The following is a 20437-nucleotide window of genomic DNA, read 5'->3' as shown; positions in this document are numbered from 1 at the left end:
GTCAGTCGTTCGGCCTGATCTGGTCGTTGCTTCCGTCGCCCGTGTCACCGGGCTCGACCGGCGGCGTGATCGTCGGGTCGTCCGTCGGCGTCGGGTCCTGCGTCTCGGACTCGGTCGGCGTCGGATCCGGGTCCTGCGTCTCCGTCTCCGTCGGCGTCGGGTCCGGGTCCTGCGTCTCCGTCTCCGTCGGCGTCGGGTCCGGGTCCTCGGTCTCGGTCTCCGTGGGCGTCGGGTCGGGGTCCGGGACCGCGATCTCCGCGAGGTCGAGGTCGAACCTCGCGTCCGAACCGCCGTTCAGCGCGCCCAGCGTGTAGTCGGCCCAGATCCTGGCCGGGAAGCCGCCGCCGTTGGCGCGGCCGGAGTTCGCGGTGCCCGTCAGCGACACCTGGCCGCCGCCGTCCTCGGGCGACTCGCCGAACAGGGCCACCACGGTGACGAGTTCGGGCGTGTAGCCGGCGAACCACGCCGAGCGGTTGTTCTCCGAGGTACCGGTCTTGCCGGCCGCCTGGTAGGCGCTGCTGCTCGCCTCCTGGCCGGAGCCGTTCCTCACCACGCCGGTCAGGCCCGCGGTCACGGTGTCGGCCGTCTCGCGGCTGATCACCCGCTCGCCGATCGGGTCGGGCAGGTCGACCTGACGGTCCTTGTGCTCGGCCTCCGCGACGATCGTCGGGGTGACCTTCCGGCCGTGGTTGTCGAGCGTGGCGTACACCCCGGCCATGTCCCACGTGGACGCGCCCATGGTGCCGAGCGAGATCGCGGGCCGCAGCGGGAAGTTCTTGTCCGGCACGCCCAGGTCGAGCGCCGTCCTCTTGACCTTGTCCAGGCCGACGTCCACGGCCATCTGCGCGAAGGCGGAGTTGATCGACTTGTTCAGGGCGGTCTGGACGGTGACCGGGCCGTGGCTGCGGCCGAGGTCGTTCTGCGGGGCGAAGGGGGTGTCGCTGCCGACGACCGGTCGCCTGCTGGTGCCGTCGTAGACCGTGTCGAGGCCGATCGGGACGCCGTCCTGGGTCTCGGAGCCGTTCTCCAGGGCGGAGGCGAAGACGACGGGCTTGAAGGTGGAGGCGGGCTGGTAGTCGGAGCGGGTCGCGTTCGACAGCCAGTGCTGGGTGGCGTCCACACCGCCGTAGAGCGCGACGACCTTGCCCGTCTTGGGGTCGACCGACGTCGCGCCGGCCTGCACGGTGGCGTCGACCTTGTTGCCCTTGCGGTCCAGCTGGTCCTCGAGCTGTTCCTTGACGGACTTCTCCAGGGCCTTCTGCTTCTTGGAGTCGACATTGAGCGTGATGGTCCAGCCGCCCGCCGCCAGGTCCTCCTCGCTGAGCCCCTGGCGGGCCAGTTCCTTCTTTGCGGCGTCGACGATGTAGCCGGCCTGGCCGCTCATGCCGGGCGCGGCCTTCGGCGCCTTGGGGACGGGGAACTTCAGTCCGGCGCGCTCGCCGGCGTCCAGCCAGCCCTCCTCGACCATGTTGTCGAGGACGTAGTTCCAGCGCTCGGTGACCAGGGCCTTGCCGGTGTCGGAGGCGATCGCCCAGTCGTACTGGTTGGGGGCCTGGAGCAGCGCGGCGAGGTACGCGCCCTGGGCGACGTCCAGCTTCTCGGCGTCGACGCCGTAGTACGCCTGGGCGGCGGCCTGGATGCCGTAGGCGCCGCGGCCGTAGAAGCTGGTGTTGATGTAGCCCGCGAGGATCTCGGGCTTGCCCTTCTTCTGATCCACCTTCAGCGAGATCACCAGCTCCTTGAGCTTGCGGGTGACCGTCCGGTCCTGGTTCAGGTAGTAGTTCTTGACGTACTGCTGGGTGATGGTCGAACCACCCTGCTTGCCCTGGCCGGTGAGGGTGTTCTTCAGGCCGCGCAGGGTGCCCTTGAGGTCGACGCCGGAGTCCTGGAAGAAGGTCTTGTTCTCGGCCGCGACGAAGGTGTACTGGACGTCCCGGGGGATCTCGTCGAGAGCGACGATCTCGCGGTTGATCTCGCCCGTGCGGGCGAGGATCCTGCCGTCGCTGTACTTGTAGACGTTGCTCTGCATCTTGGCCTGGGCGTTGGCCTCCGGCACCGGGACCATCAGGTAGATCACGAAGAACGCGCCCATCAGCACCAGGCAGATGCCGAAGAAGGTGCCCAGCAGCTTCCTCCAGGTGAAGAAGCGGCGTATGCCCGTGGGCCGCGTCTTCCCGGCCCGGCGCGCACCGCGCTGCCGAGCCTGTCGCTCTTCCGCTCGGCCCATCGCTTCGTTGCTCCGCTCTTCGGTCGTCGGTCGCCGGTCCCGGCCCGTTCCCGCACGGGGTGCGGGGCCGGAATCAGCTCAGAAAGGTAACACCGCCCGGACAGACAAAGAGGAACTGATCCGCTCTTTTCCGGACGTGAGAATGAGCACCCCGTCCGAAGGAACCGACTCACGAGAGGCGCGCAGGGTTGCGACATGAGTTAAAGTGATATCACTTTGCTAGACCATGGAAACGGGGAGTGGATCATGTCCGGAACGAAAGAGCCGAGGCCACAGGGGACTTCGACGGCGCGTGGAGGGCCGTCCGGGGCGGCGGACCGCGCCGAGGCCGAGCTGCCGCAGATGCCGGCACCGCGCGTGCGGGAGTTCCCCGCGCACAGCATCGGCGGCGGCCTCGCGCTGCTGCTGGGGCTGCTCGGGCTGGCCGCGGGCGTGGCCCTGGTCGTCGCGGGGGCGGCGTACACCTCGGGCGGCACGAAGGCTTTGGTGATCGCGGGCGGCGTCCTGGTGGCGCTCGCCGCCTTCCTCGCGATGTGCGGGCTGAACATGGTCGCGCCGGGCGAGGCGCGGGTGGTCCAGCTGTTCGGCCGCTACAGGGGCACCATCCGCACGGACGGGCTGCGTTGGGTCAACCCGTTCACGTCACGGGAGAAGATCTCGACCCGCGTGCGCAACCACGAGACCGCGGTCCTGAAGGTCAACGACGCGTACGGCAACCCGATCGAACTCGCGGCGGTCGTGGTGTGGAAGGTCGAGGACACCGCGCAGGCGATGTTCGAGGTGGACGACTTCCTGGAGTTCGTCTCGACGCAGACGGAGGCGGCCGTACGGCACATCGCGATCGAGTACCCGTACGACGCCCACGACGAGGACGGCCTGTCGCTGCGCGGCAACGCCGAGGAGATCACCGAGAAGCTCGCGGTCGAACTGCACGCGCGGGTCGAGGCGGCGGGTGTGCACATCATCGAGTCCCGCTTCACCCACCTCGCGTACGCTCCCGAGATCGCCTCCGCGATGCTGCAGCGCCAGCAGGCGGGCGCGGTGGTGGCGGCGCGCCGCCAGATCGTGGACGGCGCGGTGGGCATGGTCGAGGCGGCCCTGTCCCGGCTCACCGAACGGGACATCGTGGAACTGGACGCGGAGCGCAAGGCGGCGATGGTGTCGAATCTGATGGTGGTGCTGTGCGGCGACCGCGCGGCGCAGCCGGTCCTCAACACGGGCACGCTCTACCAGTGACGCCGCCCCCGCCCCCGCCGCCCGAGCGCAAGCAGGTACTGCTGCGACTCGACCCCGCGGTGTACGAGGCGCTGGCCCGCTGGGCCGGCGACGAGTTGCGCAGCACGAACGCGCAGATCGAGTTCGTGCTGCGCCGGGCGCTGGCGGAGGCGGGCCGGCTGCCCAAGGGCGTGGCTCCGGTGGCCCGCCGCGGCCGCCCGCCGAAGGCGGCGGAGCCGCCGCGGGAGAAGTAGAGCGGGGGCGGTCCCCGGCCGTCGGGGTCCTCCCCGGCGGAGGGGGCCGACCCCGCTATACACCGCACGTCTAGTGGCGCCCATGTCCATCGGTCACACCCTCCTCGCCCTCCTCGAATCGGGCCCCCGCCATGGCTACGACCTCAAGCGCGCCTTCGACGAGCGGTTCGGGCAGGACCGGCCCCTGCACTACGGGCAGGTGTACTCCACCATGTCCCGGCTGCTGCGGAACGGACTCGTCGAGGTCGACGCCGTCGAGACGGGCGGCGGACCCGAGCGCAAGCGGTACGCGATCACCGACGCGGGGATCACGGATGTGTCCCAGTGGCTCGCCCACCCCGAGAAGCCCGAGCCGTACCTGCAGTCGACCCTCTGCACGAAGCTCGTCCTCGCGCTGCTCACCGGCCGCGACGCCGCCGAGCTGCTCGCCACTCAGCGTGCCGAGCACCTGCGACTGATGGGCGCCCTCACCGAGCGCAAGCGGCACGGCGACCTCGCCGACCAACTGGTCTGCGACCACGCGCTGTTCCACCTCGAAGTCGATCTGCGCTGGCTCGAACTGGCCGCCGCCCGGCTCGACCGGCTCGCGGCGGCCGTCCATGACGAGCACTGAGCCGGTGACCGGCCGAGCCCCCGCCGGCCGGACAGCGGGGGCTCGACCACTGCGCGCGGGCCGGCGCGCGTGTCATGCCAGGACCCGCACGGGCAGTTCCGCCAGCGCCTGCCGCAGCGCCGCGGCCAGTTCCTCGAACTCGTCGCTGCGCGCCGTGCCCGACCGCATCGCCAGGGCGATCCGGCGCGACGGGGCCGGGTCCGCGAAGTGTCCCGCCCTCAGGCCACTCCGGGAGGTCTCGACGTCGACGGCGGTGTGCGGCAGCAGCGTCACCCCGAGACCGCCTGCCACCAGCTGCACCAGGGTCGACAGCCCGGCCGCCGTCGTGGTGACCGCGGCACCCTCCGTGCGGCCGGCCTCGCGGCAGATGTCGAGCGCCTGGTCGCGCAGGCAGTGCCCCTCGTCCAGGAGCAGCAGGTGGAGGTCGCGCAGCGCCTCACGGGGAATGTCGGCCCGGTCGGCCAGCCGATGCCCCGGCGGGGTGACGAGCACGAAGTCCTCGTCGAACAAGGGGAGTTCGGTGATGCCCGGGACCCCCAGCGGCACCGCGAGCAGCAGCAGGTCCAGGCGCCCCGCCGCGAGGCCGTCCAGCAGGGAGGACGTCTGCTCCTCGTGGACCTGGAGGTCCAGCTCCGGGTAGCGCTGATGCACCAGGCGCAGGACCGTCGGCAGCAGATAGGGCGCGACCGTGGGGATCACCCCCAGCCGGAGCACGCCCGTGAACGGGGCCCGTACCGCCTCCGCCTCCTCCATCAGCTCGCCGACCGCGTCGAGCACGGCCTTGGCGCGCACCGCGACGCGCTCGCCGGCCGGGGACAGCAGCACCTTGCGCGTCGTGCGCTCCAGGAGCTGGACACCGAGTGCCTCCTCGAGGGCTGAGACGGCTCCGGAGAGCGCGGGCTGACTCATCCCGATTGCCGCCGCGGCGTCCCGGAAGTGCAGATATTCCGCCACGGCCGCGAACGCGCGCAGCTGCGCGATGCTCGGCTGTTTGACCCTGTTTGCCGCACCCACTGATAAGCACCTCCGATCGCGATGACCGAGTCTAGCTATTTCCGCGATCAATGCACTCTGTGCCACTATCAAGATCCGTCCAACCCCCTTGGAAGACCCCAAAAGGGACCTTCCTACATGCAAGGAGAGCGCGTGCTCACTGTCGGTGACCAGTTCCCCACGTTCGAGCTGACCGCCTGCGTCTCGCTGGAGAGCGGCAAGGAGTTCGAGACCCTCACCCACAAGACCTACGAGGGCAAGTGGAAGGTCGTCTTCGCGTGGCCCAAGGACTTCACCTTCGTCTGCCCGACCGAGATCGCCGCGTTCGGCAAGCTGAACGACGAGTTCGCCGACCGTGACGCCCAGATCCTCGGCTTCTCCGGCGACTCCGAGTTCGTCCACCACGCCTGGCGCAAGGACCACGCCGACCTGCGTGACCTGCCCTTCCCGATGATGGCCGACTCCAAGCACGAGCTGATGCGCGACCTCGGCATCGAGGGCGAGGACGGCTTCGCGCAGCGCGCCGTCTTCATCGTCGACCCGAACAACGAGATCCAGTTCACCATGGTGACCGCCGGCTCCGTCGGCCGTAACCCCAAGGAGGTCCTGCGGGTGCTGGACGCCCTGCAGACCGACGAGCTGTGCCCGTGCAACTGGACCAAGGGCGAGAACACCCTCGACCCGGTCGCGCTCCTGGCCGGTGAGTGACCATGGCCCTCGATGAGCTGAAGTCCGCCATTCCGGACTACGCCAAGGACCTGAAGCTGAACCTCGGCTCGGTCATCGGCAACGGCGAGCTGCCGCAGCAGCAGCTGTGGGGCACCGTCCTGGCCTGCGCGATCGCCTCGCGCTCGCCCAAGGTGCTCGCCGAGCTGGAGCCGGAGGCCAAGGCCAACCTCAAGCCCGAGGCGTACACGGCCGCCAAATCGGCAGCCGCGATCATGGCGATGAACAACGTCTTCTACCGGACCCGGCACCTGCTGTCGGACCCCGAGTACGGGACGCTGCGCGCCGGTCTGCGGATGAACGTCATCGGCAACCCCGGTGTGGAGAAGGTCGACTTCGAGCTGTGGTCGCTCGCCGTCTCCGCCATCAACGGCTGCGGCCAGTGCCTGGACTCCCACGAGCAGGTGCTGCGCAAGGCCGGCGTGGACCGCGAGACGATCCAGGAGGCCGTCAAGATCGCCGCGGTGATCCAGGCCGTGGGCACGACGCTGGACGCGGAAGCCGTCCTGGCCGGATAACGCGCACCGCATACGGACGAGGGGCCCTGCCGAACCGGGTGGTTCGGCAGGGCCCCTCGTCCGTACGTCCCGGGCGCCTAGGGGGTGTCTTGTCGATCAGGCCGGCACGATCGGCCGGACAGGACCTCGCGCCTCAGCTCCGGAGCCTGGCCATCAGCGCCTGCATGTCCTGCACCAGCAGCCCTTCCAGTTCGGACACGTCCGTGGCCGGCTCCCCGCTCTTCGGGTCCCAGTCGCCGGTGACCGTGATACCGATCTCCGCCTGGCCGTCCAGCACTTCGAGCATGATCGTCGAACCGTCGTCGCTGCGTGCGATGTGGGCCTGTTCGCCGATGCCGACGACCGTCTCGGACTCGGCCTCGGCGTCCCAGGCGTTCTGCCGGGCGAGGACCGCGCCGTCGAACTCGGGCCCCGGGTCGGTCTTCTTGTGCAGGGTGTAGGTGACGAAGACCCCGGGCAGCGAGATCATCTCGTTGCCGTCCTCGTCGACGTGCGGCTGGTACCCGGTGGGCCTCAGGTCGGCCGAGCACTGGGCCTCGGCCCTGGTCGCGTGCGCGATGCCGCTCGGCATGCCCTCGCCCTCCCGCTTGCCGAGCGCGGACTGCAGATTCTTCAGCTCCGCCGCCTCGCAGAGGTTCTCCGTCGCCCGGTAGCCCCCGAGATCCGGGTCCTGACCGCCGAACGCGAAGAGCCCGCCGGCCCAGAGCGCGGATGCGGCGGCCGCGCCGCCGAGCGCCCACAGCCACCGCCGGCGCGTGCCGCGCGGGTCCGCGGGTGTTCCGGCGTCGTCCGTGACGCTCTCGGCGACCGTCCCGGGAGCGGGCCCCGGTCCGGCGGACGTCGGCGCGTCGAACGGGTCCTCCCCCACCAGCTCCGGCTCGGAGATCACTGCTGCTCCTCGCCCTCGTCGGTGCGCTGCTCGGTCGGCTGCGCGGGTGGGGCGGGCGGGGCCGTCGGTGGGGTGGGCGGGGCCGCGGGTGCGGGACCCGCCGCGGGCGCCGCGTCGAGGGACGTGGAACCGTGCGGCGGCGGCGCGTTACGCAGCGTCTGCTCTTTGCCGTACGCCCGCAGGTAGCCGACCACCGTGTTGGTGACCGCGACCAGCGGCACGGCGACGACCGCGCCGCCGATCCCGGCGGTCAGGCCGCCCGCGGCGACGGCCAGGACGACGGCCAGCGGGTGGACGCGCACCGCGCGGCCGAGGATGAACGGCTGCAGCACATGGCCCTCGATCTGCTGCACCGCGAGCACCACGATCAGCACCATCAGCGCCGTGAACACGCCCTGGGTGACGAGCGCGACGACAACCGCGAGGGCACCCGACACGACGGCACCGACGAGCGGGATGAACGCGAAGAGGAAGATGAACACGGCGAGCGGCACGGCGAGCGGGACGTCGAGGAACCACAGCCCGAGCCCGATGAAGATCGCGTCGATCAGGGCGACCAGGACGGTGCCGCGCACATACGCGGTGAGCGTGCGCCAGGCCCGGGGCCCCGCGCCCGCCACACCCGGACGGGCCTGCGCCGGAACGAGTTTGAGGGTCCACTCCCAGATGCGCTTCCCGTCGTAGAGCAGGAAGAGCGTCGAGAACATCGCCAGCAGTATCCCGGTCAGCACCTCGACCATCACGGTCACACCCTGCAGACCGGCGGAGGTGATCTCCTCGGTGTTGGTGCCGATCGTGTCGCTGAGGTTCTGCGCGATGTCGTTGATCTGGCTCTCGGTGACATGGAACGGGCTGTCCAGCAGCCACCGTTTGAGCTCGTCGATACCGTCCCGGACGCGGTCGGACAGGTTGTCGAGGTTGTCCATGACCTGCCAGACCACGAACCAGCCGACGAGCCCCATGACGACGAAGCCGAGGATCGCCGTGACGGCGGTGGCGAGCCCGCGCGGCAGGCCGAACTTCCGCAGCCGGCCGACGGTGGGCTGGAGCATGGCGGTGACGAGCAGGGCGGCAACGAAGGCGAGCACCACGAGCTGTACGGCGCTGATGACGCGCATCAGCACCCAGAGCGTGCCCGCGAGGACGAGCAGCCGCCAACCGGCCTCCGCCGCGACGCGGATGCCCCACGGGATCGCGACGACCGGATCGGGGCGGGGCGCGACGGCGGGCGCGTACGCGGGCGGCGGAGGGACACTGTCCGGGGCCGGCACGACGGCGGGCAGGTCGTCGTGCGCCACCGCCTCCTTGCGGCGCTCGTCCAGGCGCTCTCCTATCCGGGTCAGCTCGGCACCCACGCGGCCGAGCCACCCTGGAACTTTCGACATGATGCTCCCTTTTGTCCCCACCGCTCTCTCTCCCCCTGCGCCCTGAGGGTGCGGAAGGTGCCCCCACCTGCACTCTGGGGGCGCGGGAGGTGCCCCACCTGCGCCCCGAGGGCACGGACGGTACGCCCACCCGGGAGTAACGGACCCCGACCGTACACGCACGGAGCCCCTCACCGTAGGACGGTGAGGGGCTCCGGAAAGTTGAGCGCCGGGCGAATCTAGTACCAGTGGTTCGCCTGCCAGAAGGACCACGCACCACACGGGCTGCCGTAGCGGCTGTCCATGTAGTTGAGGCCCCACTTTATCTGGGTGGCCGGGTTCGTCTGCCAGTCGGCGCCGGCCGACGCCATCTTGGAGCCCGGGAGCGCCTGGACGAGACCGTACGCACCCGAAGACGGGTTGGACGCACGGTAGTTCCAGCTCGACTCGTGGTCCACGATGTTGCTGAAGCACTGGAACTGGTCCGCGGGGACCATCTGCCGGGCGATCGCCTGAACCTCGGCGACCGTGTACGACGCCTGCGCGGAGAAGCTGGACGCCGAGCGGATCGAGTCGCGGTTGGCGCGTGCCTCCGCCTCCTCGCGCTCGCGCTCCGCCTGCTCGTCCGCCGCGGCCTTCTTGGCCTTGGCGGTCTTCGCGGCCTGGATGCGGGCCGACTCCTCGGCGGACTTCTTGGCGGCCGCGTCCGCGGCAGCGGCCTGCGCTTCGGCCTGCTGCGTCAGGGACGAGACCTGGACCTGGGCCTGCTCGCCCATGGGGATGTCCGCGAGGAGCGTCGTGTCGGCTGCCGTTGCCTCGAGGGTGTCCCCCGAGGGCTGGGTGTTGCCCGACGCGACGCCGACGACGGCGCCGACGGTGGTGACCGCAGTGGCCGAGGCGACTGCGAATCCCCGGACCGAGATCCGGCTCACACGGTTTCCTTCCAGCATCGCCCGCATAGGTGACCTCGCGAGCGCAATCGTGCCCCTGGCGCTGGCCTCCCCACTGATCGGGTCACGGGAGGCGCGGGCCCGGCGGGCAACTCCCTTGCGGAGATGCCACGTGGTACTCGCGGGCGGCATGCGGCGGCAGGTCTTGAGTTGTCTGTTGCTGTGCACCACGGGTGGTGCGGATGTGCCGCATGCGGGGCCTGACGGAAGCAAGACTCTGCCGGAAGCCGACGGCGCAAGGCAATTCTTCGTTGCGTGTGAAAGCTCACACCCCGTTTGTGCCAGGGCTTTTGAAGGAAACGGCGGACAGCACAACGCCGCCCGGCTACGCTCTTGCGCTTTGCCGGGCGGCGCCAACTGGCTTGTCCCTTTTGCCGGAGAGGCCCTCGGGGACGTGTCCCGCTAAATGTGTCCGTCCTCCAGCATTTCGGTCACCAGCGCCGCGATCTGCGAGCGCTCGGAGCGGTTGAGGGTGACGTGCGCGAAAAGCGGATGCCCCTTCAGTTTCTCGACGACGGCGACGACTCCGTCGTACCGGCCGACGCGCAGATTGTCCCGCTGTGCCACGTCATGGGTGAGGACGACCCGGGAATTCGCCCCGACGCGGGACAGAACGGTCAACAGGACATTCCGCTCCAGCGACTGGGCCTCGTCGACGATGACGAACGCGTCGTGCAGCGAACGGCCCCGGATGTGCGTGAGCGGCAGCACCTCCAGCATGCCGCGGCCGAGCACCTCCTCGATCACCTCGCGTCCGGCCACCGCCGAGAGCGTGTCGAACACCGCCTGCGCCCAGGGGCTCATCTTCTCGGCCTCGGTGCCCGGCAGATAGCCGAGCTCCTGGCCGCCCACCGCGTACAGCGGCCGGAAGACCATCACCTTCTGGTGCTGCCTGCGCTCCAGGACGGCCTCCAGGCCCGCGCACAGCGCGAGCGCCGACTTGCCGGTGCCGGCGCGCCCGCCGAGAGAGACGATGCCGACCTCGTGGTCGAGGAGGAGGTCGAGCGCGATGCGCTGCTCGGCGCTGCGGCCGTGGATGCCGAACGCCTCCCGGTCCCCGCGCACCAGCCGCACATTGCCCTCGGCGGTGACACGGCCCAGGGCCTTGCCGCGCTCGGACTGCAGAACGAGCCCGGTGTGCACGGGCAGCTCGGCGACTTCGGGAACGTAGAGCGTCTCCTCCCCGTACAGCAGGTCCACCTGGTCGGCGGACAGCGGCAGTTCCGCCATGCCGGTCCAGCCGGTGTCGGTGATGGCCAGCTCCGCGCGGTACTCCTCGGCGAGCAGGCCGACGGAGGACGCCTTGATGCGCAGCGGCAGGTCCTTGGAGACGACCGTGACGTCGTACCCCTCGGCCTGGAGATTGCGGGCCACCGCGAGAATGCGCGAGTCGTTGTCGCCCAGCCGGAAGCCGGCCGGAAGCACGCCGGGATCCTGGTGGTTGAGCTCCACGCGCAGCGAACCGCCGAGGTCGCCGATCGGCAGGGGTGCGTCGAGACGGCCGTACCGGACACGGAAGTCGTCCAGGAGGCGCAGGGCCTGCCGGGCGAAGTAACCGAGCTCCGGATGGTGTCTCTTGGCCTCCAGCTCCGTGATCACCACGATCGGCAGCACGACCTCGTGCTCGTCGAAGCGGCTCATGGCGTGCGGGTCGGCCAGCAGGACGCTGGTGTCGAGAACGTAGGTGCGCCGGTCGGGCATGCGGCGCTTTGTGCTGTTCACCACGGAAGGACGTACCCCCTCGGACGAGGTCGGGGTGCGACGGCGTCGCGGACCATTGCGTCATCCGCCGAAGCGGACGACGGGCCGGGCCGGCCTGCTGCACGGGCCGAGCGCCGGCCCTCCGCATGGTCCGCACCAAGGGTGCAGTCCTTCGTGTGCAAAGGGCCTCCCGGGTGAGCGGTGTCGGCCGCTCACTGAGATACGACGTTCGTGGATCGGACGTCGACCTGAGAGGGGTATTCCCTCGAACACGTGCGGCCATGCCATGGCATATGACGTCGCACCGGTGAACAGGGGGTGACGGGAGGCGAGGGGACCCGTGGTCCCCCGAAGGTCAGGGACTGTCCGGCGGATCAGGGCCGGACAGGACGCGGCGTCTGGTGCATGGGTCTCCCCAGGCCCGCAGAGGCCGAGGGGAAGCATCGCAAGGCGCCGGAGTGCCCTGATAGCAGAGCTATTGGGGCATTTCGGCAACGCGGCGAGGTGCCGTCGCCTGGAGGTACCCCAGGCGAAGCGCTGGGGGAGCGTCGTGGCCCCGGCCAAGATCCGCCGGACAGCCCCTAGGCGCCGTAGCGGCGGTGGCGGGCCGCGTAGTCGCGCAGCGCCCGCAGGAAGTCGACCTTCCGGAACGCCGGCCAGAAGACCTCGCAGAAGTAGTACTCCGAGTGCGCGCTCTGCCAGAGCATGAAGCCGGAGAGCCGCTGCTCCCCGCTCGTGCGGATCACCAGGTCCGGGTCCGGCTGCCCGCGCGTGTACAGGTGTTCCGAGATGTGCTCGACGTCCACGATCTCGGCGAGCTCCTCGAAGCTCGTCCCCTTCTCCGCGTGCTCGAGAAGCAGCGAACGGACCGCGTCGGCGATCTCCTGCCGGCCGCCGTAGCCGACGGCGACATTGACGAGTATTCCGTCGTTGCCGAGCGTCGACTGCTCGGCCTCCTTGAGTACGGACTGGGTATGGGCCGGCAGCAGGTCGAGCGTGCCGACGTGGTGCACGCGCCAGCGGCCGTCGGCGGCCAGGTTGCGCACGGTGTTCTCGATGATCCGCAGGAGGGGGGTGAGCTCCTCCTCGGGGCGGTCGAAGTTGTCGGTGGACAGCAACCAGAGGGTGACGACCTCGACGTCGGTCTCGGCGCACCAGCCGAGCAGTTCGGAGATCTTGTCGGCGCCTGCCTGGTGCCCCTGTGCGGCCGTGCCTCCGGACGCCTTCGCCCAGCGGCGGTTGCCGTCGAGGATCACGCCGATGTGCTTGGGCACCTGGGCGTGGTCGAGGCGGCCCTCCACCCGGCGTGCGTAGAGCCCGTACACCAGGTCGCGCAGGTTCACAGTTCTTACACCCCTCGATACGGCGGTCCCCGAAGGCGCCACAGTACTGCGGACGGGCCAATGCGACCCAACCCGGTACGTCACAAGTCCGTGATAAGGAGGGATGCGTGACTGATTCAATTTTCTACCGCGCCGCCGACGACCGTTACGCGTCCATGGAGTACCGGCGCAGCGGCCATTCCGGGCTCAAGCTCCCGGCGATCTCGCTCGGCCTGTGGCACAACTTCGGTGACGACCGCTCGCTCGGCTCGCAGCGGGCGATCCTGCGCCGCGCCTTCGACCTGGGCGTGACGCACTTCGACCTGGCGAACAACTACGGTCCGCCGCCCGGTTCCGCGGAGCTGAACTTCGGCAAGATCTTCGCCCAGGACTTCACCCCTTACCGGGACGAACTGGTCATTTCGACCAAGGCGGGCTATCTGATGCACCCCGGGCCGTACGGCGAGTGGGGTTCACGCAAGTACTTGCTGTCCTCGCTGGACGCGTCCCTGAAGCGGATGGGTCTCGACTACGTCGACATCTTCTACTCGCACCGCTTCGACAAGGACACCCCGCTCGAGGAGACCATGGGCGCCCTGGCCTCCGCGGTGCAGCAGGGCAAGGCGCTGTACGCGGGCGTGTCCTCGTACACCGCCGAGCAGACCGCGGAGGCGGCGGGGCTGCTGAGGGAGATGGGCGTCCCGGCGCTCATCCACCAGCCGTCGTACTCGATGATCAACCGCTGGATCGAGGACGACGCCCTGCTCGACACGCTGGAGAGCGCCGGTATGGGCTGCATCTCCTTCGCGCCGCTGGCACAGGGGCTGCTCACCGGCAAGTACCTGAAGGGCATCCCGGAAGGCTCGCGCGCCACGCAGGGCAAGTCGCTCGACCCGGGCCTGCTGTCGGGCGAGGTGCCGCGCCGGCTCAACGGCCTCAACGGCATCGCGGCCCGGCGCGGCCAGTCGCTTGCGCAGCTGGCCCTCACCTGGGTGCTGCGCGACCCGCGGATGACGTCGGCGCTGATCGGCGCGTCCAGCGTGCGGCAGCTGGAGGAGAACGTGGCGGCGCTGACGGGGCCGCCGCTGACCGACGCGGAGCTGAAGGAGATCGACACCTTTGCCGTGGACACGGCGGGGACGAACATCTGGGCGGCCCGGAGCTAGGGCGTGCGCCGGCCGGGGGCGTCTGTCGTCCCGGGGGCGTCTGCCGGGCCGGGGGCGTCTGCCGGGCCGGGGGCGTCTGCCGGGCCGGGGGCGTCTGCCGGGCCGGGGGCGTCTGCCGGGCCGGGGCTGGGCGCGGTGGGCGTCCGCCTCAGCCGGACGCGGGGGCCTGCGTCGGCAGGCATGAAAAACGGGCCGGTCCGTGGGGGGGATACGGACCGGCCCGAGGGGGGGTTTCCACCATAACCCTTCGTAAGCGGTGCTGAGTGCCACGCCATGCCGTCGCCGCGCGCCGAATCCCGTACGCGCCGGGGCACCGGGCGCGCGGAAGGGCGAAGCCCGGGCTCCGCGGCCCGGCCGGGGCCCGTTCCGCTACTCCCCACGGGTGACCCTCACCGGCGGGCGCCGCATTGACGAACACATGACGTGACGTCAAGTGACCGATGTGCACTGCTTGTTGGCGAGAATCTCGCTCATGAACGTCGATCCCCAGGCCCCGAGCGGCTCCAGCGCGGTGTTGAGCGCCCTGCCCAGCTCGGTCAGCGAGTACTCCACGCACGGGGGCACCTCCCCGTAGACCTCGCGGTGCACGATGCCGTCCGCCTCCAGCTCGCGCAGCTGCTGGATATCCCGTTCCGCCGTCGACGCGCCACCGATCGCCGGTGTTCCGGAGCGGATCCAGCCTGGGCAACGGGTCCGACAGCGGCGGTGGAAGCGGACAGGTTCTGACCTGTATGCGTCCTAGGGTCGGCCGTATGACGAGCCCTGGAACGAGCCCTGTGACGAACCCTGCGACGAGCGGTACGACGACGAGCGACGTGACGTGGCGGCAGGCGAACGCGCGCCGGCTGGCCCGCCAGGCCCTCGACGATCCCTCCCCTGCCGCCCCTTCCGGGCTCACACCGTCCGCGGTCGCCGGGGCGATGCTCGGCGCGCACGCCCAGGTGCTGTCGGCGGCCGAGCTGTCCCTCGCGCTGCGGATGGGGGCGGGCGCGACGCGGGCCGACGTCCGCAGGGCCCTGTGGGAGGAGGGCACGCTGGTGAAGACGTACGGCCCGCGCGGCACGGTCCACCTGCTGTCCGCCGCGGACATGCAGCTGTGGACCGGGGCGCTGTCCGCCGTGCCGTCGGGGCCGCCCCCGTGGCCGGAGGACGTCCGGATGGGCCCGGAGCGGACGGACGAGGTCGTCGCGGCGATCGCCGACGCGCTCGCGGACGAGGCGCTGACCACCGACGAGCTGACGGAGGCGATCGTGGCGCGCACCGGCCCGTGGGCCGGGGAGCGGGTGATGGAGGCGTTCCAGGACAAGTGGCCCCGGTGGCGTCAGGCCACGCACACCGCGGCCCACCGGGGCGTGCTGGCCTTCGGCCCCAACCGCGGCCGCAAGGTGACCTACACGAACCCCCGTGTCACTCCGCTGCCCGGCCCCGACGCGCTCGGCCGCCTCGTCGTCCGCTATCTCCGGGCGTACGGCCCCGCCACGCCGCAGAACTTCGCGAAGTGGCTGGCGGCCCCGAAGGAATGGGCGACGGGGCTGTTCGCCTCACTGGCGGGTGCGGCCCGCATCGAGGAGGTGCGGTTCGAGGGCGGGCCGGCGTGGGTGGCGGCGGGTGACGCCGCGTTCCCCGACGCGCCCGCGCGCGGCGTACGGCTCCTCCCCTACTTCGACGCGTACACGATCGCCTCGCAGCCCCGCGACCGCCTGTTCGCTGGAGCGGCCCGCGACCGGGCCCTCGCGGGCGGCCAGGCGGGCAACTACCCGGTGGTGCTGGTGGACGGCACGGTCGCGGGCGTGTGGCACCAGCGCCGATCCGGCCGGCGCATCACGGTGACGGTGGAACCGATCGGCCCCGCGCTCGCCACGCGCCGCGCCCGCGAGGAGCTGGCGACGCAGGCGGAGCGGGTGGGCGCGATCCTGGAGGGCCGGACAGAGCTGGTGGTGGGGCCGGTGGCGGTGGGACCGCACGCGTGACGGTTCAGCCGAGGGCGTGGCCGGTGGTGCTGTCCACGTGGTCGGGGATCTCACCCTCGTGCCGGTCCCCGGTCGACTTCGTGCCCGTGGGCTCGAACATGAGGATCGACCCGCCCGGCGACGACGGCTTGTGCTCGGTGCCCTTCGGCACGACGTAGACGTCACCCTTGTGGAGCTCCACGGTGGACTCGTTGCCGTCGGGGGCGCGCAGGGCGATGTCGAAGCGTCCGTCGAGGACGAGGAAGAACTCGTCGGTGTCCTCGTGCACGTGCCACACGTGCTCGCCCGCCGCGTGGGCGATGCGCACGTCGTAGTCGTTCATTCGGGCCACGATGCGGGGGCTGTAGACGTCGTCGAAGGACGCGAGCGCTTCGGCGAGGTTGACCGGCTGGGTTCGGTGGGAGTCCATGTGGCCGATTCTGGTCGACGGCGGCCGCCAGGTCTCGCGTTCCGTCATGAACGTCCGTACAGAGAAAGGAGGTTGAGCCGACTCCGCGTTGTGTCCGCTCGACGATCGGATGCCGTCGTGAAGGCCCCTCTTGCGCTAACATCCCATCCCGCCCGGCTGGTCGGCCGGGATCCGAGAGGCGTCGCCACGGCATCGGCGCCGCCTCCTCACGACGCACCTGACGAGGAACACATGGCTCTGACAACGGGGCACAAGATCGCTCTCGCCGTAGCGGGCATCACAGCCGTCGGCGCGATCATCGGCGGCGCCCTCCAGGCAGGGGGCCGCGGTGGCGGGAACGACTGCAGTCAGGGCGCGGTCTGCGGCGACAACAACAGCGGGAACAGCGTGTCGACGGACGGAAAGCCGGACGCCGAGCCGAGCGCGAAGACCGACGGAACGCCGGGTGCGACGACGGAAACGCCGGGCAAGACGGACGGAACGCCGGGCGCGAAGCCGTAGAACACCGCAGCCGTCATCGAATGTCTCATCGGGGGATACAGCTCGTGCGCACTGCCCGCCGCCTGGCGCTTCTCGCGGCAAGCTCCACCATCTTCTGCATGCTCCTCGCGGGCTGCGGTGATTCGACGACGTGCAACACGGGCGCGTTGTGCGGCGACGGGAACTCCGGCAACCAGGTCGGGAGCTCGACTCCCCCGGCTGCTTCTCCCGGACCCGTCCGCTCCACGAGCCCCGGCCCCTCGCCGACCCCTACGCCGCAGCCGACGACGCCCGCGCCCGCCGTCCCGCCCCCGGCACCCCGTCCGAGCCCCACGGTCGAGACCGAGAAGCCCCTCGCGGAGTCATGCGGCTCCGCGTGCACGTGGCGGTCGCTCCCAAGTCCGTCCGGCGTAGAGGTGCGGCCGGCGTGGCGCCGGGAAGGCGACGCCCTGTTCCTCGTAGTCCAGTGGCGTGCCGGCAGTCCCAGATCGCTCGACGTCAGGGTCTGGCTCAAGGACGCCGACGGGGACAAGGCCGTGTATCCCCTCGACTCCCGGGCCATCGGCTGGCACGACATGACGACGGAACCGGGCAGGACCTACACCAGGGAGTTCGAGGTCGGCATGCCGCTTCAGCACGGGCGCCGTTACACGGTCGCTGCCGCGGTCGCCGAGAACCCCTCCACCGAGCCGGACATCCAGAACTCCGCTGTCGACGGATTGCAGTCGGGCTTCCTGTACCGGTAGGCCGCGCCGACGGGGCGCATGTGCGGGCCTCCCCGCCGGCTCACGACGCTCCCAGCGCCCCCAGCAGCACCCCAAGCAGCGCGCCGCAGATCATGAACGGGCCGAACGGGATCGCCGTCTTGCGGCCCGCGCGGCGCAGGAGCATCAGGGTCAGGCCGTACAGGGAGCCGAGCAGGAAACCGGCGAAGGCGCCCACGAAGAGCACCACCCAGCCGTACCAGCCCAGCACCACCCCCAGCGAGAGGGCGAGTTTCACGTCGCCGAAGCCCATGCCGTTGGGGTTGATCAGGAAAAGCAGGAAGTAGACGGCGCCGAGCGCGAGGCCGCCCAGCAGGGCGGCCGGCCAGGACCCTCCGTCGTGCGGCAGCAGGGCGGCCAGGCCGAGCAGGGCGGCCGACGCCGCGGCGAGCGGCAGGGTGAGCTGGTCGGGCAGCCGGTGGACGCGACGATCGACGAGCGCCAGCAGGACGGCGGCCGGGGTGAACAGCAGCCAGACCGCCAGCTCGGGCCGCGGGCCCGTCGCGGCCGCCAGCGCCAGGCAGACCAGGGCCGTGACGACGGGGACGAGGACGGACGGGCGGTACGGGACCGGTGATCCGTCCGTGGCATCCGACGCGGACGGCGGCGCGCCCACCACCGCCGGGACGCCCGCGGCGCAGCCGGCGCAGCGGGCCGTCCCCACCCAGCCGCGCAACGGGCCGCCGATCGGATGCCCGGCGGGGCAGTCGGCGCGCCAGTCGTCCTCCGGCTCGACGGACAGGCGGTACGCGGCCCGTGGCACGAGCATCCCTGCTACGGCCCCCCACACGGTGGCTACGGCGATCAGCGTCACGTCCACGGTGCCGACCCTAGGCCCGGTCCGATCCGGGGTCATGGGCCCAGGGGCCCACTGCCGCAGCGCCGGGGCCCATTGCCGTGCGGATCGGGCCCCGCCGGGTGCCGCCCGGCGCTACGGTCGGGGGCCATGGGCACATGGCAGGACGGCACAGCCGAGTTGACGGTCCCCGGGCAGGACGCCCCGGTGCCTCTGGAGATAGCCGCCTCGTACCGGGCGCGCACCCGCGGCCTGCTGGGCCGGGACGGCATCGAGGGCGCGATCATGCTCACCCCGGGCAGCAGCGTGCACACCTTCCGGATGCGCTTCGCGATCGACGTGGCGTACCTGGACAAGGAGTTGAGGGTGCTGGACGTGGTCACGATGAAGCCGGGGCGCCTCGGGACGATCCGCTTCCGATCCCGGCACGTGCTGGAGGCGGAGTCGGGCGCGATGGCCCGGTGGGGGGTGCGGCCGGGAGTACGGCTGGGGGTCGGGCGACGGCAGGCGGAGACCGGCTAGGGTCTTTCGTTTGGATCAGGCCGGATCAGTGAGTGGGGGTCCCCCCACTCCCTCATCCGGCCTGATCGACAAGACACCCCCTAGGGCAGCTTGGCGGTCTGCGTGCGGATCAGTTCCGCCGGGATGCCGGGGGTCTTCGCGTCGATGAAGTTCGCCGTGTAGAAGGTGGCGACGCTCGCACCCCGGCGTACGACGTGGAAGACGAGCGGCACCTTGGCCCCCGCGACCGCGCCCGTCACCTGGTAGGCGACGGACTCGTCGCCGGCCTGCGGTGCGGGCAGCTTCCGCACGTCGGAGTAGGTCGACACCGAACCCGCTCCGCGGGTGGTGAAGCCCCCCGCACAGGCGTCGACGGCGGTGCGCAGCGACGCGAGGACCTGTGGCGCGCCGCCGTTGGCGTGGGCGGTGAGGATCAGGGTGACCACGGTCTGCGTCTCCTTGCCCTCTTCCCGGGAGTCGACGGCCGTGCGGTAGACGGTGGCGGCGGCAGCGGGCTCGGGCGCTCCGTTGATCACGGCGGCCAGCGGGGCGCACGCGGGTTCGTCCGCCTTCTCCGTGCCGGGCTCGTCGCCGCCCTGCAGGGGCGTGACCTCGTACCCCGGCACGTCGCCGGTGACCAGCGCGGCCTTGGTCAGCTCGGCCTCGGTGAGGGCCCTGCCGCTGCTCGGCTCCTCGGCCGCTCCCGGCGCGGTGGGTGTCGCGGTGGGCGCGGTGGGCGCGTCCGTGGCCGGGGGCGCGGACGTGGTGGCGCGCTTGCCGTCCGGTGTGCCCTGGTCGTCGCCCTCGCAGGCGGTGGCCGTGCCAACGGCGAGGGCGACGGCCACCGCGGCCGTCACGACGCGCCGTGCTGTACCGCGGGTCCCCGTGTTCATCCCGTCCCCCTCGCCGATGTGCGTCGCACGCTAACAACGCCGCGCGTCACGGCGCATGGGCCCGGGGGCCCATTCCGCCCGTCACCCGCCGACCGTGGACGGCGACCGACAGGGTCCGTCACGGATGAGGCGTCTGCTCGTGCACCGGCACGGCCGGGCGCAGCGACTGGAGCACGCTGTCGCCCCCGTACTTCGCCACCCAGTCGGCCTCGTCCGCGCGGTTGCCCAGGCGGATGCCGAAGGTCCAGGCCGGGTCCAGGAACAGACTGTGGCCGCCGGCGAAGTCGAGAGCGAGGCCCCGGATGACCGGCGCCGGTGTTCCCGTACCGCCGGCCCGTCCGGTGCCCGACAGGTAGGCGCGCACCGCCGTGCAGCCCCACTCGTCCCTGCCGTCGCCGAACAGCTGCTCGCCGTACGACGCAAGGACGACCTCGTCCTCCGCCTCGGCCAGCAGCCCGACGTCGGACCAGTCGGCGGCCGTGACCCGCAGGGCGGTCAGGTGGTCGTACTGCCCCTCCGACGCGAACCGCACCAGGCCCTCGTCGAGCCGCAGCCACACCACCAGGGGCTGCGGCCGGAACTCGGGGACGGCGTCGTCCCGGTCGATCCAGCCCGGGACGAGGACGTCACGCACATGGCGTCCCGTGAGCATCCCAGCGACCTCGCGCGCCATGCTGCTCATCAGG

The 20437-nt window shown here is 71.1% G+C and carries 21 protein-coding genes and 1 pseudogene; 10 read left to right on the top strand and 12 right to left on the bottom strand.

Features of this window, described 5'->3' with window-relative positions; translation table 11 throughout:
* Position 1: 1 nt before the first annotated feature.
* The gene (locus ACF08N_RS08285; protein ID WP_392323775.1) at positions 2-2227 is read right to left on the bottom strand and encodes a transglycosylase domain-containing protein; all 2226 of its coding nucleotides are present in this window, start codon (positions 2225-2227) and stop codon (positions 2-4) included.
* Between the two features lie 342 nt (positions 2228-2569).
* Here ACF08N_RS08285 and ACF08N_RS08280 point away from each other — a divergent pair, with 342 nt between their 5' ends.
* From ACF08N_RS08280 to ACF08N_RS08270, 3 genes are all read left to right on the top strand, one after another.
* Positions 2570-3463, top strand: coding sequence for an SPFH domain-containing protein (locus ACF08N_RS08280; protein WP_392323919.1), 894 nt, complete (start codon positions 2570-2572; stop codon positions 3461-3463).
* A complete protein-coding gene (locus ACF08N_RS08275; protein ID WP_392323774.1) occupies positions 3460-3696 on the top strand; it encodes a hypothetical protein in 237 nt (78 codons plus the stop codon). The genes ACF08N_RS08280 and ACF08N_RS08275 overlap by 4 nt, the downstream gene beginning before the upstream one ends.
* Before the next feature lie 82 nt (positions 3697-3778).
* Positions 3779-4309 (top strand): PadR family transcriptional regulator, encoded by a 531-nt coding sequence (locus ACF08N_RS08270; RefSeq protein WP_392323773.1) that lies wholly within the window; start codon positions 3779-3781, stop codon positions 4307-4309.
* A 72-nt stretch (positions 4310-4381) separates the two neighbouring features.
* Here ACF08N_RS08270 and ACF08N_RS08265 read toward each other — a convergent pair whose 3' ends face one another.
* Positions 4382-5323 carry a hydrogen peroxide-inducible genes activator gene (locus ACF08N_RS08265; protein WP_392323772.1) on the bottom strand — a complete coding sequence of 314 codons (942 nt, stop codon included), beginning with the start codon at positions 5321-5323 and terminating at the stop codon, positions 4382-4384.
* Positions 5324-5455: 132 nt separating this feature from the next.
* On the opposite strand from ACF08N_RS08265, the gene ACF08N_RS08260 reads away from it, so the two are divergent.
* Both ACF08N_RS08260 and ACF08N_RS08255 read left to right on the top strand, forming a co-directional pair.
* Positions 5456-6010, top strand: coding sequence for a peroxiredoxin (locus ACF08N_RS08260; RefSeq protein ID WP_392323771.1), 555 nt, complete (start codon positions 5456-5458; stop codon positions 6008-6010).
* Between the two features lie 2 nt (positions 6011-6012).
* Positions 6013-6546 (top strand): alkyl hydroperoxide reductase, encoded by a 534-nt coding sequence (locus tag ACF08N_RS08255; protein WP_392323770.1) that lies wholly within the window; start codon positions 6013-6015, stop codon positions 6544-6546.
* Positions 6547-6679: 133 nt separating this feature from the next.
* On the opposite strand, the gene ACF08N_RS08250 is transcribed toward ACF08N_RS08255, so the two are convergent.
* From ACF08N_RS08250 to ACF08N_RS08230, 5 genes are all read right to left on the bottom strand, one after another.
* On the bottom strand, positions 6680-7435 hold the full coding sequence (locus ACF08N_RS08250; protein ID WP_392323769.1) for a hypothetical protein: 756 nt from the start codon (positions 7433-7435) through the stop codon (positions 6680-6682).
* A complete protein-coding gene (locus ACF08N_RS08245) occupies positions 7432-8820 on the bottom strand; it encodes an AI-2E family transporter (RefSeq protein WP_392323768.1) in 1389 nt (462 codons plus the stop codon). The genes ACF08N_RS08250 and ACF08N_RS08245 overlap by 4 nt, the downstream gene beginning before the upstream one ends.
* Positions 8821-9038: 218 nt before the next feature.
* Complete coding sequence (locus ACF08N_RS08240; protein ID WP_392323767.1) at positions 9039-9731, bottom strand: transglycosylase SLT domain-containing protein; 693 nt, start codon at positions 9729-9731, stop codon at positions 9039-9041.
* Positions 9732-10151: 420 nt separating this feature from the next.
* Complete coding sequence (locus ACF08N_RS08235; RefSeq protein WP_392323766.1) at positions 10152-11474, bottom strand: PhoH family protein; 1323 nt, start codon at positions 11472-11474, stop codon at positions 10152-10154.
* A gap of 557 nt (positions 11475-12031) precedes the next feature.
* Positions 12032-12793, bottom strand: a complete 762-nt coding sequence (locus ACF08N_RS08230; protein WP_392323765.1) for an isoprenyl transferase — start codon at positions 12791-12793, stop codon at positions 12032-12034.
* Between the two features lie 107 nt (positions 12794-12900).
* On the opposite strand from ACF08N_RS08230, the gene mgrA reads away from it, so the two are divergent.
* Positions 12901-13938 (top strand): L-glyceraldehyde 3-phosphate reductase, encoded by a 1038-nt coding sequence (gene mgrA, locus ACF08N_RS08225; protein WP_392323764.1) that lies wholly within the window; start codon positions 12901-12903, stop codon positions 13936-13938.
* 429 nt (positions 13939-14367) lie between these two features.
* Here mgrA and ACF08N_RS08220 read toward each other — a convergent pair.
* A pseudogene (locus ACF08N_RS08220) lies at positions 14368-14559 on the bottom strand (winged helix-turn-helix transcriptional regulator); the annotation flags it as partial.
* Between the two features lie 131 nt (positions 14560-14690).
* On the opposite strand from ACF08N_RS08220, the gene ACF08N_RS08215 reads away from it, so the two are divergent.
* Complete coding sequence (locus ACF08N_RS08215; RefSeq protein WP_392323763.1) at positions 14691-15908, top strand: winged helix DNA-binding domain-containing protein; 1218 nt, start codon at positions 14691-14693, stop codon at positions 15906-15908.
* Between the two features lie 4 nt (positions 15909-15912).
* Here ACF08N_RS08215 and ACF08N_RS08210 read toward each other — a convergent pair whose 3' ends face one another.
* The gene (locus tag ACF08N_RS08210) at positions 15913-16317 is read right to left on the bottom strand and encodes a cupin domain-containing protein (protein ID WP_392323762.1); all 405 of its coding nucleotides are present in this window, start codon (positions 16315-16317) and stop codon (positions 15913-15915) included.
* A gap of 231 nt (positions 16318-16548) precedes the next feature.
* Between ACF08N_RS08210 and ACF08N_RS08205 the strand changes: the two genes are divergently transcribed.
* Both ACF08N_RS08205 and ACF08N_RS08200 read left to right on the top strand, forming a co-directional pair.
* Positions 16549-16818: a hypothetical protein gene (locus ACF08N_RS08205; RefSeq protein WP_392323761.1), complete on the top strand. Its 270-nt coding sequence runs from the start codon at positions 16549-16551 to the stop codon at positions 16816-16818.
* A gap of 395 nt (positions 16819-17213) precedes the next feature.
* Positions 17214-17543, top strand: a complete 330-nt coding sequence (locus ACF08N_RS08200) for a hypothetical protein (protein ID WP_392323760.1) — start codon at positions 17214-17216, stop codon at positions 17541-17543.
* Between the two features lie 40 nt (positions 17544-17583).
* Here ACF08N_RS08200 and ACF08N_RS08195 read toward each other — a convergent pair whose 3' ends face one another.
* A complete protein-coding gene (locus tag ACF08N_RS08195; protein WP_392323759.1) occupies positions 17584-18381 on the bottom strand; it encodes a prepilin peptidase in 798 nt (265 codons plus the stop codon).
* Positions 18382-18507: 126 nt separating this feature from the next.
* On the opposite strand from ACF08N_RS08195, the gene ACF08N_RS08190 reads away from it, so the two are divergent.
* The gene (locus tag ACF08N_RS08190) at positions 18508-18879 is read left to right on the top strand and encodes a DUF192 domain-containing protein (RefSeq protein WP_392323758.1); all 372 of its coding nucleotides are present in this window, start codon (positions 18508-18510) and stop codon (positions 18877-18879) included.
* Between the two features lie 80 nt (positions 18880-18959).
* Here ACF08N_RS08190 and ACF08N_RS08185 read toward each other — a convergent pair whose 3' ends face one another.
* Together ACF08N_RS08185 and ACF08N_RS08180 are read right to left on the bottom strand one after the other, a co-directional pair.
* A complete protein-coding gene (locus ACF08N_RS08185) occupies positions 18960-19751 on the bottom strand; it encodes a hypothetical protein (RefSeq protein ID WP_392323757.1) in 792 nt (263 codons plus the stop codon).
* 118 nt (positions 19752-19869) lie between these two features.
* Entirely contained in the window at positions 19870-20433 is a 564-nt protein-coding gene (locus tag ACF08N_RS08180; protein WP_392323756.1) for a hypothetical protein, read from the bottom strand.
* Positions 20434-20437 lie beyond the last annotated feature (4 nt).

It is taken from the genome of Streptomyces sp. NPDC015127 (assembly GCF_043080095.1).
In the GTDB taxonomy this organism is placed as follows: Bacteria; Actinomycetota; Actinomycetes; order Streptomycetales; family Streptomycetaceae; genus Streptomyces.
The sequence above is the reverse complement of the archived record's forward strand: the minus strand, read 5'-3'. Positions and strand labels throughout refer to the sequence as shown.

Bases quoted from the DNA above. Each gene is read 5' to 3' on its own strand.
- ACF08N_RS08285 (WP_392323775.1), bottom strand. From the start codon at position 2,227: ATGGGCCGAGCGGAAGAGCGACAGGCTCGGCAGCGCGGTGCGCGCCGG.
- ACF08N_RS08280 (WP_392323919.1), top strand. From the start codon at position 2,570: ATGCCGGCACCGCGCGTGCGGGAGTTCCCCGCGCACAGCATCGGCGGC.
- ACF08N_RS08270 (WP_392323773.1), top strand. From the start codon at position 3,779: ATGTCCATCGGTCACACCCTCCTCGCCCTCCTCGAATCGGGCCCCCGC.
- ACF08N_RS08255 (WP_392323770.1), top strand. From the start codon at position 6,013: ATGGCCCTCGATGAGCTGAAGTCCGCCATTCCGGACTACGCCAAGGAC.
- ACF08N_RS08245 (WP_392323768.1), bottom strand. From the start codon at position 8,820: ATGTCGAAAGTTCCAGGGTGGCTCGGCCGCGTGGGTGCCGAGCTGACC.
- ACF08N_RS08215 (WP_392323763.1), top strand. From the start codon at position 14,691: ATGACGAGCCCTGGAACGAGCCCTGTGACGAACCCTGCGACGAGCGGT.
- ACF08N_RS08210 (WP_392323762.1), bottom strand. From the start codon at position 16,317: ATGGACTCCCACCGAACCCAGCCGGTCAACCTCGCCGAAGCGCTCGCG.
- ACF08N_RS08205 (WP_392323761.1), top strand. From the start codon at position 16,549: ATGGCTCTGACAACGGGGCACAAGATCGCTCTCGCCGTAGCGGGCATC.
- ACF08N_RS08190 (WP_392323758.1), top strand. From the start codon at position 18,508: ATGGGCACATGGCAGGACGGCACAGCCGAGTTGACGGTCCCCGGGCAG.
- ACF08N_RS08185 (WP_392323757.1), bottom strand. From the start codon at position 19,751: ATGAACACGGGGACCCGCGGTACAGCACGGCGCGTCGTGACGGCCGCG.
- ACF08N_RS08180 (WP_392323756.1), bottom strand. From the start codon at position 20,433: ATGAGCAGCATGGCGCGCGAGGTCGCTGGGATGCTCACGGGACGCCAT.